This window comes from Pseudarthrobacter sp. AG30 (assembly GCF_003116525.1).
In the GTDB taxonomy this organism is placed as follows: Bacteria; Actinomycetota; Actinomycetes; order Actinomycetales; family Micrococcaceae; genus Arthrobacter.
The window spans coordinates 29,065-55,717 of sequence record NZ_QEHL01000014.1 but is presented as its reverse complement, the minus strand read 5'-3'; the positions used below and the strand labels follow the sequence as shown (position 1 = coordinate 55,717).

General features: G+C 64.0%; 27 protein-coding genes, 2 pseudogenes and 1 riboswitch. Of the genes and pseudogenes, 10 read left to right on the top strand and 19 right to left on the bottom strand.

What is annotated here, in order from left to right; all coding sequences use genetic code 11:
- Positions 1-1,274 (bottom strand): transglycosylase domain-containing protein (locus DC347_RS13295; protein WP_133247091.1); only part of this gene is annotated, 1,274 nt, incomplete at its 3' end.
- Between the two features lie 1,158 nt (positions 1,275-2,432).
- Between DC347_RS13295 and DC347_RS13290 the strand changes: the two are divergent.
- Both DC347_RS13290 and DC347_RS21515 read left to right on the top strand, forming a co-directional pair.
- Positions 2,433-2,925, top strand: a pseudogene (locus DC347_RS13290) (DUF3515 domain-containing protein).
- A 444-nt stretch (positions 2,926-3,369) separates the two neighbouring features.
- A complete protein-coding gene (locus tag DC347_RS21515; RefSeq protein ID WP_133247090.1) occupies positions 3,370-3,597 on the top strand; it encodes a hypothetical protein in 228 nt (75 codons plus the stop codon).
- A 590-nt stretch (positions 3,598-4,187) separates the two neighbouring features.
- Here the strand turns inward: DC347_RS21515 and DC347_RS13285 are convergent.
- Positions 4,188-5,051, bottom strand: a complete 864-nt coding sequence (locus DC347_RS13285) for an SURF1 family protein (RefSeq protein ID WP_109045795.1) — start codon at positions 5,049-5,051, stop codon at positions 4,188-4,190.
- Positions 5,052-6,886: 1,835 nt separating this feature from the next.
- On the opposite strand from DC347_RS13285, the gene DC347_RS13280 reads away from it, so the two are divergent.
- Positions 6,887-8,149 (top strand): YibE/F family protein, encoded by a 1,263-nt coding sequence (locus tag DC347_RS13280; RefSeq protein WP_240617793.1) that lies wholly within the window; start codon positions 6,887-6,889, stop codon positions 8,147-8,149.
- A gap of 48 nt (positions 8,150-8,197) precedes the next feature.
- Here DC347_RS13280 and DC347_RS13275 read toward each other — a convergent pair whose 3' ends face one another.
- The 13 genes from DC347_RS13275 to DC347_RS13215 all read right to left on the bottom strand — a co-directional run bounded on the left by DC347_RS13275 (position 8,198) and on the right by DC347_RS13215 (position 18,190).
- On the bottom strand, positions 8,198-8,611 hold the full coding sequence (locus DC347_RS13275; protein WP_109045793.1) for a four-helix bundle copper-binding protein: 414 nt from the start codon (positions 8,609-8,611) through the stop codon (positions 8,198-8,200).
- 160 nt (positions 8,612-8,771) lie between these two features.
- Positions 8,772-9,320 (bottom strand): hypothetical protein, encoded by a 549-nt coding sequence (locus DC347_RS13270; protein ID WP_240617792.1) that lies wholly within the window; start codon positions 9,318-9,320, stop codon positions 8,772-8,774.
- A gap of 77 nt (positions 9,321-9,397) precedes the next feature.
- A complete protein-coding gene (locus DC347_RS13265; protein WP_368665755.1) occupies positions 9,398-9,865 on the bottom strand; it encodes a TlpA family protein disulfide reductase in 468 nt (155 codons plus the stop codon).
- 388 nt (positions 9,866-10,253) lie between these two features.
- A complete protein-coding gene (locus tag DC347_RS13260) occupies positions 10,254-11,159 on the bottom strand; it encodes a cytochrome c oxidase assembly protein (RefSeq protein WP_109045791.1) in 906 nt (301 codons plus the stop codon).
- A 7-nt stretch (positions 11,160-11,166) separates the two neighbouring features.
- Positions 11,167-11,418 carry a hypothetical protein gene (locus tag DC347_RS13255; RefSeq protein WP_109045790.1) on the bottom strand — a complete coding sequence of 84 codons (252 nt, stop codon included), beginning with the start codon at positions 11,416-11,418 and terminating at the stop codon, positions 11,167-11,169.
- Between the two features lie 21 nt (positions 11,419-11,439).
- Complete coding sequence (locus DC347_RS13250) at positions 11,440-12,075, bottom strand: DUF3105 domain-containing protein (RefSeq protein ID WP_109045789.1); 636 nt, start codon at positions 12,073-12,075, stop codon at positions 11,440-11,442.
- Entirely contained in the window at positions 12,072-12,983 is a 912-nt protein-coding gene (gene lgt / locus DC347_RS13245; RefSeq protein ID WP_109045788.1) for a prolipoprotein diacylglyceryl transferase, read from the bottom strand. Before lgt ends, DC347_RS13250 begins: the two co-directional genes overlap by 4 nt.
- 11 nt (positions 12,984-12,994) lie before the next feature.
- Entirely contained in the window at positions 12,995-14,554 is a 1,560-nt protein-coding gene (locus tag DC347_RS13240) for a multicopper oxidase family protein (protein WP_109045787.1), read from the bottom strand.
- Positions 14,555-14,595: 41 nt separating this feature from the next.
- Positions 14,596-15,345, bottom strand: a complete 750-nt coding sequence (locus DC347_RS13235) for a cytochrome c biogenesis CcdA family protein (RefSeq protein WP_109045786.1) — start codon at positions 15,343-15,345, stop codon at positions 14,596-14,598.
- 5 nt (positions 15,346-15,350) lie between these two features.
- Positions 15,351-16,229, bottom strand: a complete 879-nt coding sequence (locus DC347_RS13230; protein WP_109045785.1) for a F510_1955 family glycosylhydrolase — start codon at positions 16,227-16,229, stop codon at positions 15,351-15,353.
- A 115-nt stretch (positions 16,230-16,344) separates the two neighbouring features.
- Positions 16,345-16,986 carry a DUF305 domain-containing protein gene (locus DC347_RS13225; protein WP_109045784.1) on the bottom strand — a complete coding sequence of 214 codons (642 nt, stop codon included), beginning with the start codon at positions 16,984-16,986 and terminating at the stop codon, positions 16,345-16,347.
- A gap of 141 nt (positions 16,987-17,127) precedes the next feature.
- Entirely contained in the window at positions 17,128-17,607 is a 480-nt protein-coding gene (locus DC347_RS13220; protein ID WP_240617791.1) for a hypothetical protein, read from the bottom strand.
- Between the two features lie 268 nt (positions 17,608-17,875).
- Positions 17,876-18,190: a heavy-metal-associated domain-containing protein gene (locus DC347_RS13215; RefSeq protein ID WP_109045782.1), complete on the bottom strand. Its 315-nt coding sequence runs from the start codon at positions 18,188-18,190 to the stop codon at positions 17,876-17,878.
- Positions 18,191-18,433: 243 nt separating this feature from the next.
- Positions 18,434-18,630, top strand: a riboswitch (cyclic di-AMP (ydaO/yuaA leader).
- A gap of 3 nt (positions 18,631-18,633) precedes the next feature.
- On the opposite strand from DC347_RS13215, the gene DC347_RS13210 reads away from it, so the two are divergent.
- Positions 18,634-19,398, top strand: coding sequence for an NlpC/P60 family protein (locus DC347_RS13210; RefSeq protein ID WP_109045781.1), 765 nt, complete (start codon positions 18,634-18,636; stop codon positions 19,396-19,398).
- A gap of 342 nt (positions 19,399-19,740) precedes the next feature.
- Positions 19,741-20,790 (top strand): annotated as a pseudogene (locus tag DC347_RS13205) (IS110 family transposase).
- A gap of 17 nt (positions 20,791-20,807) precedes the next feature.
- On the opposite strand, the gene DC347_RS13200 reads toward DC347_RS13205, so the two are convergent.
- The 3 genes from DC347_RS13200 to DC347_RS13190 are packed head-to-tail and all read right to left on the bottom strand — an operon-like array spanning position 20,808 to position 23,674.
- Complete coding sequence (locus tag DC347_RS13200; protein WP_255414781.1) at positions 20,808-23,093, bottom strand: cation-translocating P-type ATPase; 2,286 nt, start codon at positions 23,091-23,093, stop codon at positions 20,808-20,810.
- 2 nt (positions 23,094-23,095) lie between these two features.
- A complete protein-coding gene (locus tag DC347_RS13195) occupies positions 23,096-23,320 on the bottom strand; it encodes a heavy-metal-associated domain-containing protein (protein ID WP_109045780.1) in 225 nt (74 codons plus the stop codon).
- Between the two features lie 18 nt (positions 23,321-23,338).
- The gene (locus DC347_RS13190) at positions 23,339-23,674 is read right to left on the bottom strand and encodes a metal-sensitive transcriptional regulator (RefSeq protein WP_109045801.1); all 336 of its coding nucleotides are present in this window, start codon (positions 23,672-23,674) and stop codon (positions 23,339-23,341) included.
- A 119-nt stretch (positions 23,675-23,793) separates the two neighbouring features.
- On the opposite strand from DC347_RS13190, the gene DC347_RS22115 reads away from it, so the two are divergent.
- From DC347_RS22115 to DC347_RS13180, 3 genes are all read left to right on the top strand, one after another.
- Complete coding sequence (locus DC347_RS22115) at positions 23,794-23,925, top strand: hypothetical protein (RefSeq protein WP_255414780.1); 132 nt, start codon at positions 23,794-23,796, stop codon at positions 23,923-23,925.
- A gap of 268 nt (positions 23,926-24,193) precedes the next feature.
- On the top strand, positions 24,194-24,640 hold the full coding sequence (locus DC347_RS13185) for a universal stress protein (RefSeq protein ID WP_109045800.1): 447 nt from the start codon (positions 24,194-24,196) through the stop codon (positions 24,638-24,640).
- A gap of 135 nt (positions 24,641-24,775) precedes the next feature.
- Positions 24,776-25,111, top strand: coding sequence for a hypothetical protein (locus tag DC347_RS13180; RefSeq protein ID WP_206073935.1), 336 nt, complete (start codon positions 24,776-24,778; stop codon positions 25,109-25,111).
- Between the two features lie 27 nt (positions 25,112-25,138).
- Here the strand turns inward: DC347_RS13180 and DC347_RS13175 are convergent, their stop codons facing one another.
- Positions 25,139-25,483, bottom strand: coding sequence for a heavy-metal-associated domain-containing protein (locus DC347_RS13175; RefSeq protein WP_109045778.1), 345 nt, complete (start codon positions 25,481-25,483; stop codon positions 25,139-25,141).
- Between the two features lie 221 nt (positions 25,484-25,704).
- On the opposite strand from DC347_RS13175, the gene DC347_RS13170 reads away from it, so the two are divergent.
- Both DC347_RS13170 and DC347_RS13165 read left to right on the top strand, forming a co-directional pair.
- Positions 25,705-25,983, top strand: coding sequence for a DUF2933 domain-containing protein (locus tag DC347_RS13170; RefSeq protein ID WP_206073934.1), 279 nt, complete (start codon positions 25,705-25,707; stop codon positions 25,981-25,983).
- A complete protein-coding gene (locus tag DC347_RS13165; RefSeq protein ID WP_109045799.1) occupies positions 25,973-26,647 on the top strand; it encodes an isoprenylcysteine carboxylmethyltransferase family protein in 675 nt (224 codons plus the stop codon). Before DC347_RS13170 ends, DC347_RS13165 begins: the two co-directional genes overlap by 11 nt.
- Positions 26,648-26,653 lie beyond the last annotated feature (6 nt).

Here is a 26,653-nt window from a genome sequence, read left to right as displayed (position 1 = left end):
CCGATCACGTTGACACAATCACCACCGGCCCCGTTAAGGTCGTTCCCGGCGGCGTCTTTGGCATCGACATTAAAGTTCAGCTGCGTGTCGAATTTCCCGTCCTGCGGCAGGTACACGGTGTTTTGGGCCATGGCCAGGATCTTCCCGGTTCCTGGCTGCACGGTGATAAGGGATGCGCCCCACTTGCCAAGGTTTGGCCCGGCAGTGGCATCGACTTGCTGTTGCGCCGCGTTCTGCAGCCTGCTGTCCAGAGTGGTATTGATCGTCAGGCCGCCACGGTATAGCCTCCTTTCCCGTTCCGACACGTTGGAGCCGTAGGCCGGGTCGTTGAGCACCAACCGCGCAACGTAGTTGCAGAAGTACGGTGCCATTTGGGCGCCGGCGCAGCCTTGCCGGGAGGGTGTGAGCTGCAGGTCAGGTCCGGTCGCGACCGCGGCGTCGTACTCTGCCTGTTGTATTTTCCCTTGCGCGAGCATGTTGCCCAGGACCTGGTTCCGGCGGGCGATGGATTTGTCCGGGTTTACGGCTGGATCGTAGAAACTCGGGCTGTTCACCAACCCGGCAAGGAGGGCGGCCTGCGGCAGGGTTAATTCCTTCGCGGTCGTGTTGAAGTAATACCGGGCCGCAGCTTCGGCGCCGTAGGCGTCCCGGTTGAAGAACACAATGTTCAGGTACCCCTCAAGGATCTGTTCCTTGGAGAACTTTTTCTCCAGGGCGATGGCCAGCTTCATCTCCCGCAGTTTGTCGCCAATTTCCTTTTGCCCGTTGAGGACTATTTCGGATTCGCGGCCCGAAGAAGCAAGGGATTCGTTGATGACGTTGGTGACATACTGCTGGGTCAGCGTGGAGGCGCCCTGCCGGGCGCCGGTGGTCAGGTTGCGTGCCAGGGCACGCAGGATACCCTGCCCGTCGACTCCGCCGTGCTCGAAAAACCGGCTGTCTTCAATCGCCACGATGGCGTCCTTGAGGTACGGAGACATCTCATCCAGCGGAACGCTGGAGCGGTTCTCCGCGTAAAAAGTGGCGATGATCTGTCCGTCCGAGGCCAGGACCTTGGTGGATTGTGAAGGAGGTTCGACCGCCAGTTCGGCCGGCAGACTAGCGAACAGCGCATTGGAGCCGCTCAGAGCCGCCCCTGCCACCGCTGCCCCGGGCACCAACAAACCAGCAACCAGGACGCCCGCCAGAACGCTGGCCGCCACAAAACCCAGCAGCTTCCCCGGCCCAGTTGCACGCGTGCCGGACCACCGCCCAGCCGGTGGAATATCGCTCATAACATTTCCCTTCTACAGTTCTGATGCTTGCTGAAATCAACCCGGTCTTCGGCGCCCGGTACTGTCACGCGCACGGCTTGTGCCCGGCTACCTGATCTGGTCCGCCGGCAGGGCACTGTAGGCCGGGACGGAACCCGAATGTCGGGTATGTGGCGGATGGGGTCCTGAAGACGCGGAGCCTCCGGTGCCGCGCCAAGAGGGTCTCCTCCCTGCCCGCGAGCCTGAAAGCCACACTCCAGCGCAACCAAGCGCCTTGGGAACTGCTCCCGATGTGGAGTGGGCCTGGTTGTTGTAAGGAGAGTTGTGTCCCGGATTCAGACTGTCAGCAGTGGGGACGTTGGCGTGAATTTGCCGCAACGGTCCCGGGGCTGCGCCGGGAGAGCCTTTTTTATCTCCGGCTAATTGTTTATGTCCGGCTGATACAGAAGTCACCGGGCGACGGCGCAGCACCTAGATACACATAGTGGGGGCGCTCGTCATCAGTCCTGGGCGCGGCCTGGGTGTCAAACGCTGCAGAAGGTGGCTGCGCCGACAATGAAGTCTTGGCTGCTGAGAGGACGCAGCTCGAGCCAGTGTGTGACATGTTGGGGCAATCAGCGGCAGTGATGCAGGAAGACCGGCCGCCGGCTTTGCCCTCACCACCAGCCGAAACGGGGGAGTGAGCACTCTCGGCGGCGGCGGCGATGTTTGGGCCCCCCGACACCGAGGTATTGGCCGCCGTGGCATGAGCGCCGGCCAATATGTGCAGAGCCAACATAGCGGCAGCGACGGACAGAAGAACGGTCACCAAGCCCGCCCGCCGGAGAGACGACGCGACGGGGCCGATTCGGGCCACAGTCATAGGGTCCTCCTTCCGCAAAAGCACTGGCACGTATAAGAGTAGCGGCAGGCGCCGAAAGTGCCGTGCACTTCGGGCACCTGCCGGTACAACTAGGTGGCTCAATGGGCTGCTCCGCGGTGTCGGAGGTTGGGAAGGGCCGGGTTCCGGGAACCCTTTCGCGCCGAGGTCTGCTTCATCTTTTGCCGTTGGCCGGGTCCTGTGCACCTTCCGGCAGCCCGGCCTGCCACTGTTCGGTTGCGGCCAGACCAGTGCCTCGGCCTCTGAGACCCATCCTGACCTGAAACGCGCCTGTCCCGGGCGTCCTCTAGAGTGTAGAGATGCGCCTGCTGCACAGAATTACCTCCCAGGCCGGGCGCTTCGGCTGGTTCGGCATCTCGGCGGCGGCTGCAGGTGTTTTCCTTACGGCGTGCTCCCAGGTAGTGGACGTAAAACTCTGCGAAGGACGCGGCAAACCCGGCATGCGCGCCGATGATGGTGGCTCTGCCCAATTCTGTCGGGGACGCGACGTCGGGCAAGACCAACAGCCAAGCCACAGCCGCATGGGGAGATCCCTCCCGGTTGATCCTCCGTTGCGGCGTCAACGTCCCTGGCCCCACCACGGACAGGTGCGTTAGCGTCAACGGGATCGATTGGCTGATCAAGGAAGGGGATACGGTGTGGACACTGACGACCTTTGGCCGTGATGCTGCCACCGAAATTCTGATGAATCCAGACCAGATCCCTTCGGCAACGGCCTTGGCGGATCGTTCCGCTCCGGTAGCCAAGATCCCGGCAACAAGAAAGTGCCTGGGGCAGGAAGACAGCAGGTGAACCAGGAAGGTGTCCACGTGTGAACCTATCCCTCACCGAGTCCACACGTTATTACCGGAAACAGCCGCTCCGGCCGGGAAACTCATCAATGGAGCGTCCTGTATCTGGAGCTGCCCCAAGGAAACGGCATTGCCGGACGACAACAAGCCCGCCTGGCTTAGGCTGCCCCACGGAGGCCATCATGTTATGGCTGAACGGGGTGTAAGCCACCGCTGCAGCAGTGGGCAAACCGAGGCTTCACCGGAGCACGCACGGGCAGGACACGATCTCAGTCAAACGTTCCACCGCACCCCGAGACCTCCCCGTCCCGCTGGCGCTGTGGGGAGATCTGGCGGACTCCCTGCTGCGAACCAGGAACAGGGCCGGCTCGGCTTTTGCATCCCATTTCAGCTACATGCCTAAATGGCGCGGCTCCCGCGTCGTTGATGTGTCAGGACAACACCCATGAGCAAGAAGTACATGACCATCTCGTCGGTTGCCGTTGCCGCCGCTATCGCCGTGACCGGTTGCTCAGCTGACTCCGGCAGCAGCATGCCCGGGATGAACCACGGCGGTGACGGTCCCGTGCCGTCATCAACTTCCCCGGCGGCTGCCAGCTCCCCGACCGCAACGGACCCGGCCGATGTCGCGGGGACCGGTTCAGACCGCCGAATAATGAGAATGCCCCCCTGACGGTGGGCATCGCCGGGGCGTTGCCCACTGTGGCCGGAGGAATCTTTTACTTGGCGCAGCGTCGGTCCCGGAACTCGGGCCACCAAGGCCGTTCCAGACGAGGGTGACAGGTGCAGCAGGTGCCCCGCCTTGCGTAGATCCTACTGGCTTCCCCAGCAACAGACGGGCTCCGGTTGACGCCCAGGAGCTCCATTAGCTTCATCCACCACCACCTCGACGGATCCGACACTGGCTCGAAGCTGCGCTCCATACATTGTCAGCTACGCCCAGACCGGGTGATCCCGGATTGGAACCAGCTGGTGGAAAACACCTTCAATACTGCCGGCATCCCTGTGGGAGACACGGGCCCGATGTTCAGAATTACGCCACCCCGATTTCCAGCCAGTCTGGCCAGCTCGGGACCTATATCGGCAACAGCCAGGTCCTCGGCTCCGGTCTGAAGGGAATAACGAAACCGCGGTTCACCCGCTACCTGAATGACCGCCAAGGGCGCCGTCACTATCGTCCGCGCCGGAAAATGACAGCCCTTGGCAGCCCGCCTAAGGCTCGCGATGGAGACGGTCGCGTCCCGGGAATCCCCGCGGTGTCCTTTATAGTCCCAGCCTGTCGAGGAGGGCGTCCTCTTCGTCATCGGAAGTGTTGCGTTTGCGGGCTTTGTCCTCCCGGCGGACCTGTAAAGCCGGGTCGTGGGAGCCGCTCTGCCTCTGGTCCTCGTGTTCCTCCTTGGCAATACGGGCCTGTTGGCGGGCCGCGTGCCCGAACCCAACGAAGGCAAGTATTCCAAAGGTGAGCCATTGCATCGCGTACGAAAGGTTCGATCCTTCCTGAACAGCCGGCATGGAGAGCTGTTGCGGCGAAACGTCGGGCGCAGGCGACTCGGAGGCCATCAGCCCGTAACTGCCGGTCAACAGTGGGTACTCCAACTGCTTGGCATAGACAGGCAGGGCGATACTCGGCAATTGACCCTCAGGCGCCGTCCTACCCTCAAGCGCCTGCTCGGACGGTTTGATCCGGATTATAACCTCAACATTTCCCGCTGGTGGAGATGGGACAACATCGGGGTACCCAGACCTTAAGTTGCCGATGGGTAACCAGCCCCTGTCCACTATCACCGTGTCGCCCGTGCCGAGTCGGAAGGGAACAAGAATCTCATAACCGGGCGCGGAATTGTTTGGCCGGTTCCTGACAATCCGCTGATCCTGGGGCAGATATCGACCACTAAGCGTCACCGTTGTCCATTTAATTTCCGGATCAGACACCGAAAAATACTGTTCCACCTGCTCGAACGGCACAGGAGGTTTTACGTAGTTTTGCTGGACGCGCCGGATTTCAGCAACCGCCTGGTTGCGCCGATCCATCTGCCATTTGCTCAACCCTGCGCAGGCCGCCGCGACAACAACGGCAAGGACCAGGAAGCTCAGCCAGCGCCTTGTCAGCAGGAACCGGTAGTTCAAGGCGACCTCCTCTGGAGACGTGGGGGCTCAATCAATCCCTGGGTGGCGGGTTGTTTGAGGAACCGCATACGCGGTATCAGGCGTGGCAGGTTTGGGGTAAGGCGCAGGAATGCCGAGAACACCCATCCAGCGTAACCGTGCTGAAGGAAATCCTTTGCCTGCTCTCAGACGGGACGGCGCTCCCCAATTGACGTGACCAGAGGCCCCCGCTTGAAGATTGAGACTTCGGGAAGCACGCCCGCGCAACTTCGGATGACGTTGCGGCAGGCATAAGCGGCCGTCGAATGCGACAGTTCCTGGCCGCCATGCTCCTCGATGAGCCTGGCAAGTATGGCTGTAACAGGTTTGGATGGCCTCGGTATGACTAATCAATATCCGGCTGTGTCCTTGATCAGGGAGCCGGCAGAGACCGTTTCCGCAGGGTATCTGTCGGAGGACGAACGGATCACGATTGCGGACCGCTACCGCGGCGGGCACAGTCTTTGCTTAAACGTGCAGGAGCTGGGCAGGGCGCCGTCGACGTTGAGCCGGGAACCGCCGAAACCGGCACCAATGCGGCAGTTACCGCCACACCATGCGCAGAAGCTGGCCCGCACCCGCCGTCAACGCCCCGGGCAGGGCAAGATCGCCGGGAGACCCGAACTGCGGGAATTCATCCAGAAGCACTTGAGCAAGTGGTGGAGTCCGGCTTGATCTGCCGCAGGATCAAGGCCCTTTTCCCTGACCGGCCTGAGCTGCATCTGGTGCACGAGACCACCTAGCAGGCCCTGTATCGAGCGGGCGCACCGGCGGTGGGTTCGGTCAACCGATGGACGAGCAAGCCCTATCTGTCCCGCGGGTATGCGCCTGCACCGGTCAACAACGCACTGATCCGCGCGAACAACTCCACCTTGACTCCGGCCAGACCAGCCCTCCGCCGTATCCATCGACTGATGAATCCAAAGTTGAAGCTGGGGCGATATAACCGTCACAAGTGCCCGTCGAGTCATAACGTGGGGCCAGAATGACCGTCCTACCGGCGCCACAAACCTGTCACAGCCAACGGGGATTCAGGTCCCGACTGTCCTTGGAAGCACCCTTGTTGGGCCATCCTCACCTACCAGCGGTAGAGTTCTCCATGACGCCCTTGTTAGGCGTCATGGAGAACTCTAGATTGCAAGCGTCCACCGTAGCCGTTGGTCCTTTGGGACGGGATTTGGAGCAGTGGCAGGCAAGCAAGGAAACATGATTAATCGGGACGAAAACCTCCAGTTCTCCTGTTTCTGGCCCTCAGGCCGGCATGCCGCTGTCGTCCAGACGGCTGGTCCTGGTTGCTGCTGCATGCATCCTCGTCGGAATTTTGGCGGGGCGGTTCCTGTTCGCAGGGCTGATTTTGGCGGCAGCGGGAATGGCTGTACTCGCGGTCGCTTTGTCGTATGGAACTGGCAGCTGCCGGTTCTCCCCGGTGACTTGGGTTGTCTGCGTCGCCGGGGCTGTGTGGACTGCAGCGACTGCCGGGTACTGGCTGTCAGTGACTACAGCTGCCGACACTGCACGAGAGGTTCCTGCTATTGCGTCGCCGCTGTTCGACACTGGCGCGGCCAGTCTCGTCATCATGGCCGGAGGAGTAGTGACCGCAGCCGTTCTACGGACAGTGAGGGGACGGAGGCTTTCGTGATACCGGCGTTGTCATCCTTGTCGTGGAGGAGCTGCGGCGACGAGCCGGCGCTTGACATATCGATCGAAGGCCACGGACGTCCCCCGAATCGGGCCGCGAAAGATTTCCCATGCGGGGTTAGCTCCTGATGGCTCAGGGACAAGGGCGCCCCCATGCCGGGCACGGCTCATCATCTACTGTGACGGGCTCCCGCTGGCAGGCCAACCGGTTACTCCTGGTGATCCTGGCTCCGCTGGCACTGCTGACGTTAGTGGCCATGATCTGGATGTGGCCATCAGGCAGCAGGGAAGGCATCGCCCTCAACAACCCTTATTCCGGCGCCCCCGGGGCCACGTTCGAGAGCGGCAGAATTCAGCGGGTTCTGCACGAAGGTTGCGTTCAGGCAGGAAACCAGGGCAGTCAGGTCCAGGCGGACACGGAGTGCGTCTTTGCATTTACCGAACCGGACAAGGGCGGCACGCCTGTGAAAGTGATCATTAATCCTGATGTGGCAAAGTCCCATGGTGTCAAAGCGGGGGACAACATCACCTACGTTGACCTGTCGGCTTCCCCTGGCGTGGCTTCCAGCCCTGCGGCTCCGCGCTACATTTTCGTGGACTTTGTCCGCACGGTTCCTGTTCTGCTGCTGGCCATGCTCTACGCCGTCGTGGTGGTCACCGTGGCACGTTGGCGCGGGCTGCGTGCGCTTATGGGCCTCGTCGGGGCGTTTGCGGTTCTGGCAGCATTCATACTGCCCGGCCTGGCAGAAGGGAAACCCCCGGTGCTGCTGGCCCTTGTGGGATCTACCGTGATCATGATGGGCATGCTGTACTTCGCCCACGGGTTTTCCGCGCGCACGTCCACAGCTCTGCTTGGCACTGTGTTCGGGCTCGGCATCATCGCGCTGCTGGCCGCATGGTCAACGGATGCTGCGAACCTGTGGGGAAAAGCAGGTTTTGAAGCCTCAACCCTGTCCAGCATCTCCAGCAACATCTCGATCTCGGCGATCATCCTGTGCGGGCTGATCATCTCGGGGCTCGGGGTGCTGAACGACGTCACCATCGCGCAGTCATCCGCCGTGTGGGAACTCTACGAGCTTGCTCCGGAAACGACGGCGCACGACCTCTTCACGTCCGCCATGCGCATCGGCCGCGACCACATCGCCTCGACGGTTTACACCATTGCCTTCGCCTATGCCGGAGCCGCGCTGCCTGTCCTGATCATTGTGATGCTCTATGGCCGGCCGTTAGGGGAAGTGCTGACCAGTGCCGAGACCTCGGAGGAAGTGGTTCGCACGCTGGTTGGCTCTGTGGGTTTGGTCCTTGCGATCCCTGTCACCACCCTCATCGCCGTCCTGGTCGTCAAGGCAGAGGGCGCACGAACTCGGCCCGGCCGGCCCACGTCGTCAGGCATAACCGTGCCCCGGGACCGACCACCATTTTGGCCGGACAGTGCTCTGTGAGCAGCGGGGCGCGCAAAGAACAGCCGCCCCGCTGCTGGCTGGGTTTACTTAGCCAAGCGCGGCGAGGAGCTCATTGCATGCTGTCTCGCAGCGCTGGCAGGCGTCGGCGCAGATCCGGCAATGCTCGTGCATGCTGGCATGCTGTTCGCATTCGTCGGCGCAGGCTTTGCATGCTGTGGCGCACGCCTGGAGTACGGCGCGGGTGATGTTGGCGTCGTAGCCGGTGTGGCGGGAGAGGATGTTTCCCGTCGTGGCGCAGAGGTCGGCGCAGTCCAGATCTGTGCGGATGCACTTGACCAGTTCAGCGACCATGTCCTCGCTGAGACAGGCATCCGCGCACGCGGTACAGGCTTGGGAGCAGTCATAACAGGCTGCGATGCATTCGGCGAGTTTATGCTGGTCAATACCGCTCAGGTCCTTGGGGTAGGAGTCCAGGAGCTTGTGGGTTGTTCCATGTGTCATTTTTCTCTCCTTATCGTGTGGTTACGCTGACTGTGGTGCGTGCTGCAGTGCCGCGTGGTGGTGGCGGCCTCCGCGGTGTATGGGCTGTATCTTCTCCTGTCTCTATGGTGTTGGGACTGCTGTCCGTGACGGGCGGATGGACGGAATGAAGGCGCTGGGCCTACCGGGGCATGGCTTGCGCGTGAATTTTCAGGGCGCGGTCTTTGGCTTGTCGGGACGTTTCGGCTTGACGTGTCCTTCCGGCATGGCGGTACAGATCCTGGGCCCAGTCAAATTCCGCTGCGGCGGCCGCGTAGAGACCTTCGTCGAAAAGGCGCCTTCCTATCTGATGGCGCACGAGAGCTTCCCTGGTTCTGGTATGGGCCAGCCGGAGCGCTTCTTCGTGAAGCCGCGCGGCCTGCCTCCATTGGTAGGTCCTTTGGTAGGCATGGGCCAGGACAAGTAGAGCGTTGAAAGGATCCTCGGAGGTTTCCAGGAGCCCACGGCCTTCGGTGATCGCTTCATCCCCGCGGCCCAGCAGGGTGAGGAGCCAGACCCGTTCCACGGTTGTGCAGTCCGCGAGCCGCGACTCCATGGCGGCCCGGTCCACAACGACGTCCAGCAGCGTCCCTTGATCGGTACGCCACATTTTCTTCTCAGTTTCCATCAGTATCCATTCATTCCTGCTGTCCGAAAACGACTTCCTGGGTGAGCCGCCGACCATCCCCATGGGAACGGGCCATCAACAACGTTCCTTCCCGGACCGTGCAAGCTTTGCCGAGAGCCCACTTGGTTCCCCGCCTGGTCTCATTGAGCCTGCGCGCTGACGATCAGGGATTTGAGGGTGCCCTGGTTGGCCAGGCCAAGGATCCTGCTGGCGACCCGTCCCCGTTTGTCTAGGACAAGGGTGGAGGGTACGGCCTGCGGCGGGACGTACTGTGCCATGGCCAGCAAAATCCCGCCATCCTTATCCTGCATGCTCGGATAAGTGATCCCGAACGTCCGCTCGAAAGCAGTCGCGGCCTGTTCCTCGTCCCGGATGTTAACGCCGTAGAACCGGACTCCGTCGGGTTGAAACTGCTCCCAGAGGGACTCCAGGCGGGGGGCTTCGAGACGGCAGGGGGCACAGGCGGCGTACCAGAAGTTGAGTACAACAACTCTGCCGGCCCAGGTCGCTGAGCTGATCACCGTCCCGTCGTAGAGTTTGCCGGTCAGTACGACCGGCGGGGTCTGCTGCGCGGGGGCATATTCGGTGACGGACCCATCCCCGGCGATGTAGTTCTTGTTATCGCCCGCCTTCGCTTGGTCGGTCAGCGCGTCAGTGGAGCCGCATCCTGCCAGGGCTGTGATGCCCGCTGCGCCCAGGAGGGCGGTGGCGACCAGTCTTCGCCGCGTCAGGACAGCGGCCGTTCTCTGGTCAGGCCGAGGGGGAGAGGGGGTGTGACTTGATGCACGATCGTCCCTTGCTGTTGTGAGTGAGGCCCGGTTCGCAGTGACTTCAGGAGGGGAGCAGCCCTCCCGGGTGCCCTGTGTTTGGGCCGGAGATTTTGGGAGTGTCCTTCGCGAGGCGGCCTGGATGACGTGGCTGGTGGCTCAGGTCGGTAGCAGGGGTTGGAGTTCTCGCGCGTTCGGGAACTGTGTGAAGGCGCCATGGCAGTGGGGATCAGGGCGGACCTTGGGGCAGGTGGGTGCGGCCGTTCAGGTGTTCGCGGTTGAGAGCCTCGAGCTGGTCGTCGGTGAGGTTGTCGTAGGAGCGTGCTTCATTCCGGTCGCTGCGGGCGAAGCGGACGAACATCAGGATGATCAGTGGCACGTCGACTGTTTCTGCCAGGAACCACAGCAGGTCACCGGCGAGTTGTTGGTCGCGGAGCGGTCCCGGGAGCCAGCCCGCATGCCCGCTCAGGCCTTGCGTGGCCCCGTCCAGGATTTGCGGGCTGATCCGCATCATGATCCCGGGCACGGCGTCGGCGACCAGTTCAATGAAGACGTAGATGAATTCGACGATGATCATCGCGCTGACGGTTTTGGAGGAGGCATCTTCGATGATGGGCACGACCATCAGCATCCCGGTGAGCGGCACGAGAACGGTGAGGGCCATGTCCCAGAACGGGCCGGTCCGCAAGGGGTAGAACAGGGGTGTCAGAAAGAGCGTGAAAATTCCCAGGCCCAGCAGCGCGGCGACCACCGTGTTGGCCAGGGCCTGCATCACCGGGTGTCCCAGGAACCGGTCCAGCCTTGCCGTCCCGGCGGGCCCGAGGGTTGCCCGGGCCAGGGTGAGGGGTTTGCCCGCGGTGACGAGCAGCGGAACGATGAACAGGTATGAGGTGATTTTCAGGGTGAAGACCCACCGCAGATCGTGGCTGTACACGCCGGTGAAACCGAAGCTCAGCACCGCAAAGCTGCCCAGGCCCAGGGCGTAGAAGGTTGCGGTCCGCCGCCACGGCCAGCGGACCCTCCGTTGCCGGGCGGCCCGGAGGCCGCGGGCGTAGAGCAGTGCGGCCGTGGTAAAGAGAGCCAGGGCTGGCCAGTTCATCGTCCAGGAGGTCAGGACAACATCCAGGGGCGGCATGCCTGTGCTATTTCGTCTCGGTGCGTCCGGCGATGACAGCGCCAGCGAGGAGCAGTACAGCGCCGGTGGGGTAGCCGATGAAGATGTCCTCCGTGATGCTCGGTCCCTGCCCTGTGGGCGCGAGGTGGGCGACCCAGTGAGCGATGGCCACGAGGGCGCCGAGGGCCATGAGGACCTGCCCGGTGCGAACCAGCCGCCGGTGCCGCCGATAGCGTGACTGGGAATCGGTCGGTTGTTTTGGCTTGCGGTAGTTTTTCATGATGGTCCTTTTCGGGGCGGGTCAGCCGTTGGTTCCGCCGGTGCAGGCGGCCCCGGGTTCGGGTGCGTTCTTGGATTGCGCGTAGGCGCGAATGAATACGGGGATACGGGCGTCGTCGGCTGTCGTTAGTTCGAGCTGTGTTCCCCATGCCGTCGTCTTTACCGGTGCTGTTTGGTTCGTGTCCGGGCTGAGGAGCACGTACGGTTTGTCCCGGGCCAGGCCGGTGAGTGTTGCGATGTCGGCGGCGGCGAGGTCGGGCTTGTAGGTCAGCCACACGGCGCCATGCTCCAGCGAATGGACTGCACTTTGTTCGTTGATGGGGGTGGTGTAGACCCCGCAGTTCGTCCAGATCGGGGCGTGGTCTCCTCCCACGCCCGGTTCCTGAGGATACTCCACAGCCGTTTGGACGTGGTTGCGGGAAAGGCCAGTGAACGTCTGGACGCCTTGAATGGGTTTGCGGGCCTCGTCCGCCGCTTGGTTGCGTTCCTGGAGGGAGCCCACCACGGTGATGGCAACAATGGTGATGATGGCAGTCAGGAGCAGGCCAAAGCCGCCATAGACCAGAAGGTTCCATTTGCGTTGCTTTGCTTTCTGTTTCGCGCGGATCGAGGCGACGATCGCCTGGTGTTCACTGCGTCGCTTGGCTGCGTTGCTCATAGCGGTGCTCCTTTGCTTTGAATGTCGGTAGTAGGCCGGGTCGTGCTGACGTTCCGATGCACTACTGCCGAGGGCGGCCGGCGCTGGCGGACCTGGAAGAGCACCAGCCCGGCGAGGAACACCAGCGCCGCAACCCAGGTGTTCACCCGGAGCCCCAGAATGGTGTTGGCGGGATCGGAACGGAGCAGCTCGAACACGAACCGGCCGGCGGTGTAGAAGGTGATGTACAACGCGAACACCGACCCGGCGCCTAACACATACCTGCGGTCCAGGAACATCAGCAACGACGCCGCCGCGAGGCACCAGAGTGATTCGTAGAGGAAGGTCGGCTGGAAGTAGCCGATGATGTCGGGGCTGCCGTCGGGTCCGGTCAGCGCCTGCCCGGTGGCCTGGTTCATGGCATGGATCTGGAGTTTCCAGGGCAGGTCGGTGGCCTGGCCGTAGAGTTCGTTGTTGAACCAGTTGCCCCAGCGTCCCAGCCCCTGGGCGATCAGCAGTCCCGGGGCAGCGGCATCCACGAACGCGGTGAAGGGGACCCCGGCGCGGCGGGCGCCGATCGCGGCGCCGACGAGTCCAAGAGCGACCGCTCCCCAGATCCCCAGGCCCCCTTCCCAGATCCTGAGCGCACCCCAAGGGTCTTTTCCTGGAGCGAAGTAGAGCTGGTTGTCGGTGATGACGTGGTAAAGTCTTCCGCCGACAATGCCGAACGGTACCGCCCAGGCCACGATGTCCAGGGTCTGGGCCGTGCTGCCGCCCCGGGCCCGCAGCCGCCGTGCGGTGAGCCACACCCCGAAGACTATGCCCGCCAGGATCGCCAGGGCATAGAAGCGTACCGTCAACGGCCCGAGTTGGAAGGCACTGACGGTAGGGGAGGGGAAGAACAGTTCTGTCGCGACAGGGGTGTTCATGGCCGGGTCCCTTATTTGATGTAGGAGAAGACGGCCATCATGCCGCGTTCGGCATGGTAGGCGTTGTGGCAGTGGGTGAGCCACTGGCCCGGGTTGTCGGCGTCGAAGATCACCGTCACGGTCTGTTTGGGCCGGACAATGACAGTGTCTTTGCGTGCCCCGCCGCCGGAGACCTGGAACGTATGCCCGTGCAGATGCATCGGGTGCCACATGTCGGTGTCGTTGATGAAATTCACTTCAACCCGTTCACCTGCCTTGATATCGAAGGTGTTACCGTACGGGTTGTTCATGTCGAAGCGTTTGCCATTGATGCCCCAGTCGTAGTTCATCATGCTGCCGGTGAGGTGAACGTCATGGGTCCGGTCCGGGGTTTTGTCCGCCAGCGCGACTTTAGGATCGGCTTTCAGCTGGCCCCCGTCCACCACCGTACCTTCCAGTTTGTTCGGGAGTACGGCGGGCAGGGGCTTCCTGCCGGTGCCGGTGCTGATGAACCCGAGTGCCTGGCCGGTCTTGCCCTCGGCCAGCGCCATGACGGGGGTATAGCCGTCCCTGACGGTGAGGAGCGCATCGATGCGTTCGCCCATACCGAGGACCACGGCGTCAACGTCCTGGTGTTTAACCGGGAACCCGTCGGTGTGGGTGAGGGTGATTTTCTGTCCCGGGATCCCTACCCTGTAGGCGGTGTCCCCGGCGGCGTTGATGATCCTCAGCCGGATGACCTCCCCTGCTTTCGCGCTCAGGATCTCGGCCTGGTCCGGTGCCTTTGAGTTGAACAGGTGGAACGGGTAGCGGACGTCCCCGGCGTCACCGCCCAAAAAGTCGCTGCGGGAGCCCATCAGCATATGGCTCAAGCCCGATGATCCTTGCGAGGGGGAGGAAGTCGATCCCATGGATCCGTGGTCCATTCCGGGCATGGACCCGGACATGGGCATGCCGCCGGAGAGCTCCTTCACGACTTCGTCCGGGGTGCCGGTGATGCCGTCGAGCCAGTCATCGAGCATGATGACCCAGTCGCGGTCGTAGACAAGTTCCTCGGCCGGGTCTTCGATGACCAGGGCACCGTACAGGGCGCGTTCGCGCTGCATCTCCACGTGGGAGTGGTACCAGTAGGTGCCGGGGTGGGCGAGCCGGAAATCGTAGGTGAACGTGCCCCCTCCGACCACGGGGTCCTGGGTCAGGCCCGCGACCCCGTCCATGTCATTGCGCAGGGCGAGTCCGTGCCAGTGGATGCTGGTGGCGTCTTTGAGGTCGTTGACGAGATTCACGCTCAGGCGGTCCCCGGCCTTGGCACGGATGGCTGGTCCGGCCAGTGCGCCGTTGTACCCCCAGGTGGTGATTGTCTTGGTTGCCACCGCGGCAGTGAGCGCAGCCGCTTGCAGGGGTTGGGTGACGGTGTTCCCGGAAGAGGGGCGCACGGCTTCACGTTCGGCGACGGCTGGGTCGGTGGCCGTCATGCGTTGCGCCGTCGTGGTGCTGGGTTTAGTGCTGGCAGTGCATGCGGCCAGGGCTGCGGCCGCGGCGGTGGCGACCGATAGGCCCAGGAAGCGGCGCCGGTCCAGATGGTGATTCATAGCGACTCCTTGCTAAAGCGGTGCTTGCGGCCCCGCCTGTGTCAGATGGGGGTGAGGAAGGTCCCGGAGAGGTTTTGCAGCTGGTAGATCCAGCGAACCCAGACTCCAGTGACCATGAGGATGCCCAGAATGATGAGCAGGGCGGCGCCGGCGGTGTTGACGGCCCGGATGTGTTGACGGACGAAGGTCAGTGCGTTGCTGACCCAGCCCAGTCCCAGTGCGGTGAGGGCAAAGGGAATGCCCAGGCCCAGGCAGTAGGCAAAGGCCAGCAGCGCGCCGCGCCCGGCGCTGCCGGTGGTGACGCTGAGCGACAGGACAGCACTCAGGGTCGGTCCCATGCAGGGGGTCCAGCCGAGCCCGAAGACGACGCCGAGCAGCGGGGCCCCGGCCAGGCCGGTCCGTCGGCCGAGGCTGATTTTACGGGTCTGTTGCAGCCACGGCATCAGCCCCAGGAGCGCCAGCCCCATCAGAATCACTACAATGCCCATGCCGCGCATGAGTGCGTCCTGCCAGCGCAGCAGCCAGGAGCCAATCGCACCGAATGCCGCGCCGTAGAGGGTGAAGACCGCCGCGAATCCGAGCACGAATAGCCCCACGCCTGCCAGGACGCGGCGGCGGTTTTTCGGTTGCGTGGGGTCGGTCAGTCCGGAAACGAAACCGAGGTAACCCGGGACCAGCGGCAGGATGCAGGGGGAGAGGAAAGATACCAGGCCCGCGGTCATCGCCAGCGGGATGGCGATCAGCAGCGCACCGGAGGTAACGGTGGAAGCAAAAAACCCGCCGATATCCATCAGCGTCAGGCGGCGTCAGCAGGGCGGAAGGTTGCCCCGCCGTCCGTGGATACGACGAGCCCGCTCATCGTGGCGGCCCAGATCCACGGGGTGCCCCCGGATCCCTCGGAAGCGGCGACGGCCTGGACACTGCCGTCAATCTTTCCGGTGCTCCTCCAGCTAAGGCCCCCGTCAACGGAGAGATAAACGCTGCCGTCCGGGGCGACCCCGGCCGCTTCCGCGGCGCTGGCGAAAGCGGCGAACTGAATCACCGGTGCCCCATGGATCATGGTCCACGTGGTCCCGGCGTCGGAGGACCGTCGGAGACCCTCGGGAGTCGTTGCCAGCACGGTGTCGCTGTAGGGGTTGCCGGCCAGGACGGCCGGGGCGAACCCGGCAGACGATGTCTTCCACGTCGAGTCATCCGTGCTGGTGCGCATGGTCCCGTCAAAGCCGACAATTCCGGACTTGGTCGTGGTCAGCGCATGGAAGTCCGACTCCCCTTGCCGGGAGACCTGTGCCCAGGTCTTTCCCCCGTCACTGCTCTTGAGTAGTCCCAGAGGGTTGGGCATTGTTGAGTCTTTGCCTGGATGGCCGGAGGCGTAAAACACGCCCTCGTCCATGGCCGCCGTGAAACCCATCAAGTCGATGCTGGGTCCGATTTTGACACCCGTGTTTTTAGAGATGTCGAAGAGCCCTTCATGGGTCGCCAGCAGTATCTGCCCGGTTTCGGAGTTCACGCTCAGCCCGTGAACGTGGGAGCTGGGCCGCCCTGCTGCAGCCGGGGACGCGGCATCGGGCGCGCTGGCTGTGCCAGGGGAACAGGCTGACAGGGTCAACAGCAGGGCGCCGGCGGCGGCGAGGGCAGCGGCAGGCCGGCGATGGCGTGAAAAGTGTAGGGGCACGGGAAACTCCAAAGGACGGACCGGCCAACCGGGCGGACCAGGGTAACCGGGAAGGGTGACAGGGGAGGTGCCGGCCCCCCAGGGGGAAGAGAGCCGGCACCCGTTGGGGCGCTGACTACAGAGTGGCCAGCAGGTCCTTCATTTCCTGGATCTCGGCTTCCTGGGAGCTGACGATGTCCTTGCTGAGCTGTACCGCATCAGTGTTCTTGCCATCCGTGGTTTCGGTCCTGGCCATCATGACGGCACCTTCATGGTGGGCGATCATCTGGGTAAGGAACAGCTTGGCGGCCTCGGCGCCCTGGGCGGCTTCGAGCTTGGCCGTGTCATCGGCGCCCATCATCCCCTCCATGCTGTGCGCTGAAGCCGTACCGGTGGGCATGGCTGTGGGCTGGCCCCAGCTTTGAAGCCACCCGGTCATCTTGTCGATTTCCGGGCCCTGGGCTGCCTTGACCTTGGCGGCCAGGTCAGTTACGGCGGCAGGGATACCCTGCTTCTTGAGCATCATGTCGCTCATGGCCACGGCCTGGGTGTGGTGCGGGATCATCATCTGCGCGAACATCGTGTCCGCATCATTGAAGGCAGCCGCAGCCGCCGCTGAGCTTGCGGGGGCGGCGGTGGATGACATCCCGGAGCTTCCGTGGTTCATCCCGGACATGCCGCCGCTCTCAGAGCCGCCAGATCCCGACCCGGTCGAGCAGCCGGCCAGGGCGATGGCCGCGGCGATGGCGGCAGCAGAAAGTGTCAAAGTTTTTTTCATCAAAATCAGGGTCCTCAAAGTATCAGCGGCGCAAGTGCGCCCGTGGGCTGGCATGCAGCGGACCGTGCGGGGTCCGGCTTGTTTCATGCGGGCCGATGGCTGGAGTATGCGCCGGTGAAAGGCACGGCGCAGAGGAGTGATTTACGTCCGGCTGATACAGAGATCACCGGGGGAGGCGCTGGCCGGTGAGTAGGCATACGTGCTGCCGAGCACGGCGGCTGCACCAAAATCGGGCAGCTCATAGGGCGCTGGCCCAGGCAAGGGGGCGGAGAGAGTCGTGGTTCCCGGGGCCAGGACACAGGCCCCTCCACCGGCTGACATCTTGGTGCACGGCCCTGCAGGGGCACAGGAAGAGGAGGAGGAGGAGGAACCCGTGGCCGCCGGATCACTGGAAGCCACGCCTGCTGACATCCCGATAGCCTGGGTATGGCTGGCCGGCGTGGTTTGCAGCTGCATCGTCCCCCTCAAGCCTGACATTGACATGGCGGGGCCTGAGGGCATGTCGTGGGCGCCGATCATCACATGCATGCCGAAAATGCCAAAAATGATGGCCAGTGCCGCAGTCAGGAACCCGGCCCGCAGGAAGAAGGCGGTGAGACGACGACGGTGTACTGCGGTCACGACACTTCCTCCTTTTCGGTACAGGTTCTTTCAATACAAGGGTAACCGGCAGGGTGTTCCTGCAGGTCTCCTACTGGTCAACGCGCCCGGGCGGCATTCCGTTTCACCGTCCCTCACGGCAGCGGAGTGCTCCGGATTATCTGTGACGCCTGGTTTCAGGCGCTAAGGCCGCCCTCGCCCGCGGGCCAGCGGGCTGTATACGCTGGCCGTGGGACCTCTCCTGGGAAGCGCAAGGCCCCGGAGGATGGGCGCCGGAGAAATGCGGATGTTACCTGCTGGCCAAGGTGTACCCCGCGGCCGTCACAGCCTCCCGCATCGCTGCCGCGTCAGCCATACCTCGCACCCGCAGGCGGGAGCGGCCGCCAGGGACGAGGTCAACGGAGGCAGATTCCACCCCATCAAGGGCAGAGACTGCCTTCTCGACCGTCTGCACGCAATGCCCGCAGGTCAAGCCGTCCACAGCGAATTCAACGGTACCGGTACCGTTGGCTGCGGTGGGGGCAAGGGCGGCTTCAGCCGAGCAGCAGCTGCACCCCGACGCCGCGGCAAGCGGCAGCTGGGTACGGATTTCAGTTTCACACATGTCAGTTTCCATTCCTTGACGAAGGACCAATGGGCGCTGGGATTGAACGGCTGTGAAAGCCAGACGCTGGGCGCCGGCCGGGACATACCACTTCACTGACAACAACAGAAACTATACCGGGAGGGGGTATTGGGCAGAAGTAGATATAGCTGTGATCTACGTCTCCTGTTATTCAAATGTGACAACTGATGCCGGAGTGAAGTACGGTCTAAGTCGTGCCGGTTTCTCCGAATGCGGCACTCTCGAGCAGACTTGCCTAACTCTGCCGCTGCCCGGGATCCGTTCGCAACTTTCGTCCGGCAGAGACGGGGAAACCAACAGCGACCTGCTTCGGGCAGGTCTTGGGGTGAAGTCGCGCCTGGTGCCATGCGTGTACCGGCCGGCCGGGTGTCTCCCATCCGAATCCGACAGCTAACCTCGCAGGCAGTGGGAGAGGCCTTTTCATGCCCATGCGCAAAAGTCATGGCCGCCATCGTGCGGTCCCTGTCCAGACCAGTGCCCTTGGGGTCCTGTCCAAATCTGTTGCCGGCAACGCCGGTGTCGCAGGCCGCCAGGCAGCTGTTATTGCGGCTGCTTCCGGCCTTGTCCTGACCAGCGGTATTGCCGCGCAGGCAGCCGAGGCCCCACCCCAGCGTGATGCGGAGCCGGCCTCGACGTTGGAAGTTGCGGGCCAGGTCCAGGCGCCGCTCACCGCGGACTCCACGGTCCAGATCTCTTACGAACGTCCCGCGGTAGAGACCACCCCTGCCCCGGTGGTGGAGGCACCCAAGCCGGTCGTGGCGGAGACCCCCAAAGCGTCGACGGCACCTGCCCCGGCCGCGAAACCGAAGGCGCAGATTACCGTCGCTCCGGCCGCTGCAGCCCCGGTCGCGGCACCGGCAGCCGGGGGCATCAACGCTATTATGGTTTCCTCCGCCTACGCCCAGATCGGCATGATCCAGGACTGCACGCGGCTGGTGGAAAACGCCCTTAACGCCGCAGGGATCCCGGTGGGAGACCTTGGCCCGATGCAGTTCATGAACTACGGCACGGTGGTGACCGATCCTCAGCCCGGTGACATGGTCATGCAGCCCGGCCACGTCGGGATCTACGTCGGCAACGGTCAGGTCCTCAGTTCGGGCCTGAACGGCAAGAACGAAACGGCCGTGCACCCGCTGACGTGGATGACTTCCAAGGGCGCCGTCACCTTCGTCCGCGCTGGCAAATAAACCACTGAAGGCCGGCGATTCACTGCCTTGGGGGCAGTGAATCGCCGGCCTTCAGCATCCCGTGGCATAGCGGGAATCACTGTAATGGTCAGGTGCCGGCCCGAGGTTGGCTGGCAGGCTGGTCCCGGAGGACGGCGTGTGACTCAGGGTATATCCGACCCGCTCAGGCGGTGTCTTGAAAATGACTTGTCCGCACCATTCTCCGGGCACGGCCTGCCCGCGCGGATGACCTGATCAGAAGACTGTCCACCAGTTGGGTGTGACCCGTTACAGATGCATCTCCAAGCGACCCAGGCAGGCTCCTGTCACCTAACCGGGTTAATGAGAAGAGGAGAGCACACTATGGCGATCATCGCAGAGGAATTCGAGTTCGTCGTCGGAGTCGACACCCACGCCCGCACCCACACATTCACAGCCGTTCACTGCGCAATCGGTGCCGTGGTCGACACCGCGGTGTTCCCAGCCACCTCCGCGGGAATGGACTGAGCTATCACCTGGATCCGGCGCCGCACCGGCGGGGAACGAGTACTCGCAGCGGTCGAAGGCACATCCTCCTATGGCGCCCAACTCACTCAAGCACTGCTGGCGGTCGGCATCGACGTGGGCGAAGTCAGGCCACCGGCACGCTCGTCACGGGCCCTGACCGGCAAGTCCGATCCCATCGACGCCGAAGCCGCTGCCCGCTCCGTCCTTGGACGTCCCCGCGAGCAAGTCATGGAACCACGCGCGGCCGGAACCCGGGCAGCGATCAGGATCCTGTTGGCCTCCCGGTCCCTGCTGGATCACCAACCGACAGCCAACCGCAACGCCCTCACAGCCCTACTCCGCGGCACCGACCTCGGAATCGACGCCCGGTCATCCCTGCGTGATGCTCAGATCAGCACCATCGCAGCCTGGCGCAGCTCCAACGTCGTGGACCCCATGCTTCGAATTGCACGTGCCGAAGCCACACGCCTGGCATCGGCCGTCAAAGACCTCACGATCCAGCTCGCCGCAAATCACAAGGCCTTGGCCCAGCTCACCGAAGAACTGGCTCCAGGACTCCAAACCACACCCGGAGTCGGTCCCGTAACAGGGGCGATCATCATTTGCGCCTACTCCCATCACGGCCGGATCCGTTCAGAGGCGGCCTTTGCCGCCCTAGGCGGCGTTGCGCCACGCCCTGCGTCCTCCGGTCACACCACCAGACACCGGCTCAACCGCTCCGGCGACCGCCAACTCAACCGCGCCTTCGACGTCATCGTCCGCACCCGAATGAGCTTCGACACCGCAACCAAGGACTACGTCGCCCGCAGCCGGGCAACAGGCAAATCAAACCGTGAGATCCGCCGGAACCTCAAACGCTACGTCTGCCGCTCCATCTTCCGCCAACTCCAAACCACCATGGCTTGACAGAACCCATAGAAGAGTCATTTTGTGCGGCTGCCGAAGCGGCGCAGCCGCAGCGAGTTGCTGACCACCAGGACCGAGCTGGCGGCCATCGCAGCGCCGGCGATCATCGGATTCAGCAGCCCCAGCGCGGCGACCGGGATGCCGACGGCGTTGTAGAAGAACGCCCAGAACAGGTTGGTCTTGATCGTGGCCAGCGTCCGGCGCGACAGCTCGATGGCCTCCGCGACCTGGCCCAGGTCGCTTCCCATGACCGTCAAATCAGCCGCAGCGATGGCGACGTCCGTGCCGCTGCCCATGGCGATGCCCAGATCCGCCTGGGCCAGGGCTGCGGCGTCATTGACACCGTCCCCGGCCATGGCCACTGTCGCCCCGGACTTCTGCAGTCGGCCCACGGCCTCAACCTTGCCTTCGGGCAGGACCCCCGCCAGGACATCCTGGGCCGGGATGCCCACCTGGGCGGCCACGGCTAACGCCGCCGAAGCGTTGTCACCGGTCAGGAGAACAGGACGGAGCCCCAGCTCCTTCAACCGGGCGATCGCGGCGGCAGAGCCGGGTTTGACCGTGTCGGTGAGGCTGACCAGACCGGCAGCTTCCCCATCGACACCCACCCAGATCACTGTCGCGCCAGAATCCTCCAGCGCCCGCAGCAACTGCCCCCCACCGGCGGGGCCATCAATACCGTTCTCCTGCAGCCAGCCGGCACGCCCCACGACGACGGCGCGGCCGTTCACCGTCCCGCGCACGCCCCCGCCGGGTGCGCTGTCAAAGCCCGCCACTGCTGGAAGCGGCCCATCCCTTCTTGCTGCCCGCACGATGGCGTGCGCAACGGGATGTTCACTGGCCGCCTCCACGGCCCCGGCCAGGACGAGCAGCTCATCCTCGCTGGTCCCGCCCAGGGCCTGGACAGCTGAGACGGACAGCTTGCCGCTAGTGACCGTTCCGGTCTTATCCAGCACGATGGTATCCACGGTCCTGGTGTCTTCCAGAACCTGCGGTCCTTTGATCAGGATGCCCAGTTGGGCGCCGCGGCCCGTTCCGGTCAGCAGCGCCGTGGGGGTGGCAAGACCCAGCGCGCACGGGCAGGCAATCACCAGTACGGCCACCGCGGCCGTGAAGGCCGCTTGCGGATCACCGGTGCTGAGAAGCCATCCTGCGAAGGTGGTGGCGGAGACACCAAGGACCACCGGAACAAAGACCGCGCTGATGCGGTCCGCCAGCCGGGCGATTGCCGCCTTCCCGCTTTGGGCCTGGCTGACGAGTTTGCCCATTTGGGCGAGGGTGGTCTCACTGCCCACACGGGTGGCTTTGACCAGCAGACGGCCGTTGGCGTTGATCGTCGCTCCGATCACCGTGTCGTCCACGCCGACTTCGACCGGCAGTGATTCGCCCGTGATGAGGGAGGTGTCCACCGCGCTCTGGCCCTCGACGACGAATCCGTCGGTCGGGATCTTTTCCCCGGGGCGGACGAGGAAGACATCGCCGGGGACGAGTAGATCGACAGGGACCTGGGACTCTGTCCCGTCCCGGACCACCGTGGCTTCCTTTGCTCCGAGGTTCAGCAGTGCGCGCAGGGCATTGCCTGCCCGCTGCTTGGCGTTGGCTTCCAGATACCGGCCCAGCAGCAGGAAGGTTGTCACCACGGCTGCGACTTCGAAGTACAGGGCATGGGCGCTCATGTCCATGCCGGGGTGCTGCGTCAGCGCAGGATCGGCTAAAAGCTGCCACGCCGAGAACAGGAAGGCGGCACTGACACCGATGGACACCAGGGTGTCCATGGTGGAGGCCAGGTGCCGGGCGTTGATCGCCGCCGCCCGGTGGAAGGGCCACGCGGCCCAGCTGACGACCGGGGCGCTGAGGGCAAAAGCAACCCAGCCCCAGTGCGGGAACTGTGCGGCGGGAACCATGGAGATCACCAGAACCGGCAAAGTAAAAATCGCGGCCACCAGAAGCCGGGGCCGCAGGGTCCCGGCAACGGCCTTCGCTGCGGCAGCCTGGTCATCCCCGCCCGCATCGGCAGGGTGAGCGGTCGCCGCCGCATCCTGCTGCGCCTTGTCCGCCGCTGCCCTGTCGGCTTTGAGCCCAGCCGCATAGCCGGTGGCGGCCACCGTGTCGAGAATCTGCTGGTCCGAAATGCCGTCCGGGACGATGACCCGGGCGGATTCCAGCGGCAGGTTTACACTGGCGTCGACGCCCTCAAGTTTTCCCAGTTTCCGCTCTACCCGGGCAACACAGGACGCACAGGTCATGCCCTGGATGTCGAGTTCGATGATGCGGGTGCCGGAGGCGAGGGTTTCCGTATCCACGCCTAACCGCCGGCCACGACGGTGTAACCGGCTTCAGCTATCGCCGCGTCGATCCGCTCCGCGTCCAGCTTGGCCGCGGACGTGATGGTGGCGACCGAGACGCCGTCCTTGTTCAGGGAAACGTCCACGGCAGCGACGCCCTCAAGTTCCTGCAGCTCTTCGGTCACCGATGCCACGCAGTGGCCGCAGTGCATCCCGGAAATATTGACCGTTGTCGTCACGCTCATGCGTTTCTCCCTAATCTTCTACCGCAGCAGGCGCCCAATGGCGTCCGTCGCTTCCTTAACCTTTGCTTCGCCGGCCTCATCCGAGGCGGCTGCAGCGTTCACCACGCAATGTCCTATGTGTTCTTCGAGCAGCCCCATACTCACGGCGTGAAGGGCTTTGTTCACCGCCGCGACCTGGGTAAGGATGTCGATGCAGTAGGCATCCTCACCGACCATGCGGGCGATGCCTCGTACTTGGCCTTCGATGAGCTTCAACCGGCGAAGGTAAGCCTCTTTTTTGTTGCTGTACCCGTGGTCCGCAATCGCGGCGGACGGGAAGCTGTCACTTTCATGGGCCATGATGGTCCTCTCCATAACCCTCCCTTTATATACCCCCGCGGGGTACCGATTCAAGTACCCCCAGGGGGTATTCGGCTGCGCCACAGCCGTTCATGAATTGCGGCACGGTTGTCACCTGCCCCCAGCCCGGAGACATGGTCATGCAGCCCGGCCACTTCGGCAACGGCCAAGTCCTAAGCTCCGGCCTGAACGGCAAAACGAAACCACCGTCCACCCCTGACCTGGATGACCTCCAAGGCGCCGCCACCTTCGTCCGCGCAGGCTAACAAACCACTGAAGGCCGGTTGTTCAGTACCTTGGGGGCACTGAACAACCGGCCTTTGGCGTGCCCGCCGCAGCAACAGCATGACGCACCTTTCCACATGCTGTTGCCGCTGATTCCGGGCACTGTACGGACGGATCCCCTGATGCGGCACCTCGGGTTCGGTTCCGCCAGGTGGAGCGCCGCCCGCCACGGGACTTCGGACCCTTGCGGTGACCACCAGCAGGGGAAACACTGAGGCACACGTGAAGAACTGGCGGAAGGCGGTGCCCATGGGCGGGAATGGTGTATTCAGGATCGTGGTGGGGGTGGATGGTTCCGCTCCCTCGCGCCGGGCTTTGGAGTGGGCAGTGGAAGAAGCGCGGCTGCGCGGCGGGAAAGTTCGCGCCGTGACCGCCTGGGCCTTCCCGCCGGTGACGGTAGGAATGGAAGGCCTGATCCATGACCCAGACCTCTTTCCCCAGGCTGCCCGCCGGCTCCAGGACGAAGCGCTGAAGCGGGTGGACAGCAAAGGGGTCCCCGTCACCGGCGAGGTCGACCAAGGCACCGCGGCCGCGGTCCTCCTCCGGGCGGCAGAGGACGCTGACCTGCTCGTTGTTGGCTCCCGGGGTTTGGGCGGGTTCACAGGGTTGCTGCTCGGATCGGTATCCAGTCAGCTTGTTCATCATTCGCCATCCCCGGTGCTCGTTGTCCGGTCCCGGCATGGTGCCGAGGAATGAGCCGTTCCGGCAAATACCGGAGGAAAATTCCTGAAAGCAGAGTCTGTGACAGCTGACCATTCTTCCCACCATCCTCAGACCGCCCATGACCGGCCAGGCCCTTCAGGGCATGGCCTCAGGAGCAGGTTCCAGGCGTTGTGGCACGCGCTGGTCGGTGCGGTCGGCCTGATCATGGGGCTCCTGCCGCACGTCCTGCACCATATTGGGCTGCTCGCCGGGACGGCGCTGGTCGCCGGATCCGGCGGCACCGCATTGTTCGGCGCGCTCGGGCTGCTGGCGTCCGTACCCATGCTGATCCGCCTTTACCGGCGGTTCGGCAGCTGGGTCGCCCCCGCTGTGGGTTTGCTGGTCTTCGCAGCCATGTTCTCCCTGTCCGCGTTCGTCATCGGCCCGGCCATCAGCGGCGCCGGAGGGGACGCGACACCTTCCCCGGCGCCCACTGCTGACCACACCGATCACCCGGGCCACTAATCAGCGCCCGGGGGATCCGGTGCGGGGCTAGTTCGCGCCGGCCAGGACGTAGCCGGAGGAGCTGACCGCTTCCGCCAGCGCTTTCCGGTCCGCGGTGCCGGTGACGGTCAGCCGCGACGTGCCGCCGGGCACCAGGTCCACCGTTGCCGACTCGACTCCGGCTACCCCAGAGACGGCCTGTTCAACGGTCCGGACGCAATGCCCGCAGGTCAGCCCCTCCACGGCGTACTGGGCTTGGACCCCTGGGCTGCCGGGCCGCTGATCGGCGGCAGCTGCCGGGTGCGTGTCCGCGGCCGGGGAGCAACAGCTGCAGCCCTGCTGGGCCGTGGAGGCCAGGGGCAGTTGGGTCCGTGATTCAGATGTTCCGCACATGTCAGTTTTCCTTCAAGCTAGGGATAGGAAAGGGGATGTTGCGGTTGAACGGCTGTGACGGCCTGAGCCTGGACAAACCACGTCACTGGCAACACCACAAATATACCCCCTAGGGGTATGCGTGGCAAGGGGTTGCCGCGCATCCGCAGGTACCGGGCTGCGGGCCGGGACGGGGACGTTAGGCACTATCGGGCCGGGTCAACGGGCACAACACTTGGGGCATGAGCATGCGACATCTTCCCGCTCCGGGGCGTATCCGGCCCGGGCCCTGGACGCAGGGACTGCTGACGGTCCTGATCGCGGTGGCCGCCGTGTACCTGGTTACGAACCATTGGCTCCATATCCTGGACGCGTTGCCGTACCTGTGGGTGGTGCTGATGTTGTCCATGCATTTGTTCATGCATGGCGGGCACGGCGGACATGGCGGGCACGGCAGCTCCACGCATCAGGGGCACGGCGGGCAGGAAGCCCCCGGCGGGGGTGGCGGCCATGTCCACTGACTACGGGTATGACTTGTGGGGGCTCGTGATCATCAATTCGGCGGTGTTCATCATCTTCGCGTTCAGTTTCGTCCGGCCCCGGACCAGGCTGGACTGGCGCGCCCTGGGCGGTTTCTCCGCGTTCATCGTGGCGCTGTTCACGGAGATGTACGGTTTTCCGCTGACCATCTATTTGCTGTCGGGGTGGCTGGGGAACCGGATCCCGGGTGGTGACCTGCTGAACCACAACACCGGCCATTTGTGGCAAGACCTGACCGGCTGGCAGGGCGATCCGCACCTAAGCCCGCTGCATCTGCTCAGCAACGTGTTGATCGCGGCCGGATTCTTCCTGCTCTACCGGTCCTGGCAGGTCCTCTTCGCGGCCCAACGGGACCACCGCCTCGCGGTCACGGGCCCTTACGGCCGGGTGCGGCATCCGCAGTACGTGGGGTTTTTGACGATTATGGCCGGGTTCCTGCTGCAGTGGCCCACCCTGCTGACCCTGGTGATGTTCCCGGTCCTGGTCATCGTGTACCTGCGCCTGGCCCGGAAGGAAGAACGGATGATGGAGGCCGAGTTCGGTGAAGAGTACGCCGCATACCGGCGCCAGGTCCCCGGCTTCGTCGCCCGGTTAGGACGGCGGACCGCCGGCACTGGAGGGCGGACACCGAAGGAGGGGCTGTAGTGCCCG

Excerpts from the sequence above, each read along its gene's own strand:
- DC347_RS13165 (WP_109045799.1), top strand. The coding sequence starts at position 25,973 with ATGTCCACTGACTACGGGTATGACTTGTGGGGGCTCGTGATCATCAAT.
- DC347_RS13235 (WP_109045786.1), bottom strand. The coding sequence starts at position 15,345 with ATGGATATCGGCGGGTTTTTTGCTTCCACCGTTACCTCCGGTGCGCTG.
- DC347_RS13175 (WP_109045778.1), bottom strand. The coding sequence starts at position 25,483 with ATGTGCGGAACATCTGAATCACGGACCCAACTGCCCCTGGCCTCCACG.
- DC347_RS13170 (WP_206073934.1), top strand. The coding sequence starts at position 25,705 with ATGAGCATGCGACATCTTCCCGCTCCGGGGCGTATCCGGCCCGGGCCC.
- DC347_RS13190 (WP_109045801.1), bottom strand. The coding sequence starts at position 23,674 with ATGGAGAGGACCATCATGGCCCATGAAAGTGACAGCTTCCCGTCCGCC.
- DC347_RS13225 (WP_109045784.1), bottom strand. The coding sequence starts at position 16,986 with ATGAAAAAAACTTTGACACTTTCTGCTGCCGCCATCGCCGCGGCCATC.
- DC347_RS13255 (WP_109045790.1), bottom strand. The coding sequence starts at position 11,418 with ATGAAAAACTACCGCAAGCCAAAACAACCGACCGATTCCCAGTCACGC.
- lgt (WP_109045788.1), bottom strand. The coding sequence starts at position 12,983 with ATGAACACCCCTGTCGCGACAGAACTGTTCTTCCCCTCCCCTACCGTC.
- DC347_RS13210 (WP_109045781.1), top strand. The coding sequence starts at position 18,634 with ATGCCCATGCGCAAAAGTCATGGCCGCCATCGTGCGGTCCCTGTCCAG.
- DC347_RS13275 (WP_109045793.1), bottom strand. The coding sequence starts at position 8,611 with ATGACACATGGAACAACCCACAAGCTCCTGGACTCCTACCCCAAGGAC.
- DC347_RS13270 (WP_240617792.1), bottom strand. The coding sequence starts at position 9,320 with ATGGGGATGGTCGGCGGCTCACCCAGGAAGTCGTTTTCGGACAGCAGG.
- DC347_RS21515 (WP_133247090.1), top strand. The coding sequence starts at position 3,370 with ATGAGCAAGAAGTACATGACCATCTCGTCGGTTGCCGTTGCCGCCGCT.
- DC347_RS13185 (WP_109045800.1), top strand. The coding sequence starts at position 24,194 with ATGGGCGGGAATGGTGTATTCAGGATCGTGGTGGGGGTGGATGGTTCC.
- DC347_RS13215 (WP_109045782.1), bottom strand. The coding sequence starts at position 18,190 with ATGTGTGAAACTGAAATCCGTACCCAGCTGCCGCTTGCCGCGGCGTCG.
- DC347_RS22115 (WP_255414780.1), top strand. The coding sequence starts at position 23,794 with ATGGTCATGCAGCCCGGCCACTTCGGCAACGGCCAAGTCCTAAGCTCC.
- DC347_RS13240 (WP_109045787.1), bottom strand. The coding sequence starts at position 14,554 with ATGAATCACCATCTGGACCGGCGCCGCTTCCTGGGCCTATCGGTCGCC.
- DC347_RS13260 (WP_109045791.1), bottom strand. The coding sequence starts at position 11,159 with ATGCCGCCCCTGGATGTTGTCCTGACCTCCTGGACGATGAACTGGCCA.
- DC347_RS13195 (WP_109045780.1), bottom strand. The coding sequence starts at position 23,320 with ATGAGCGTGACGACAACGGTCAATATTTCCGGGATGCACTGCGGCCAC.
- DC347_RS13250 (WP_109045789.1), bottom strand. The coding sequence starts at position 12,075 with ATGAGCAACGCAGCCAAGCGACGCAGTGAACACCAGGCGATCGTCGCC.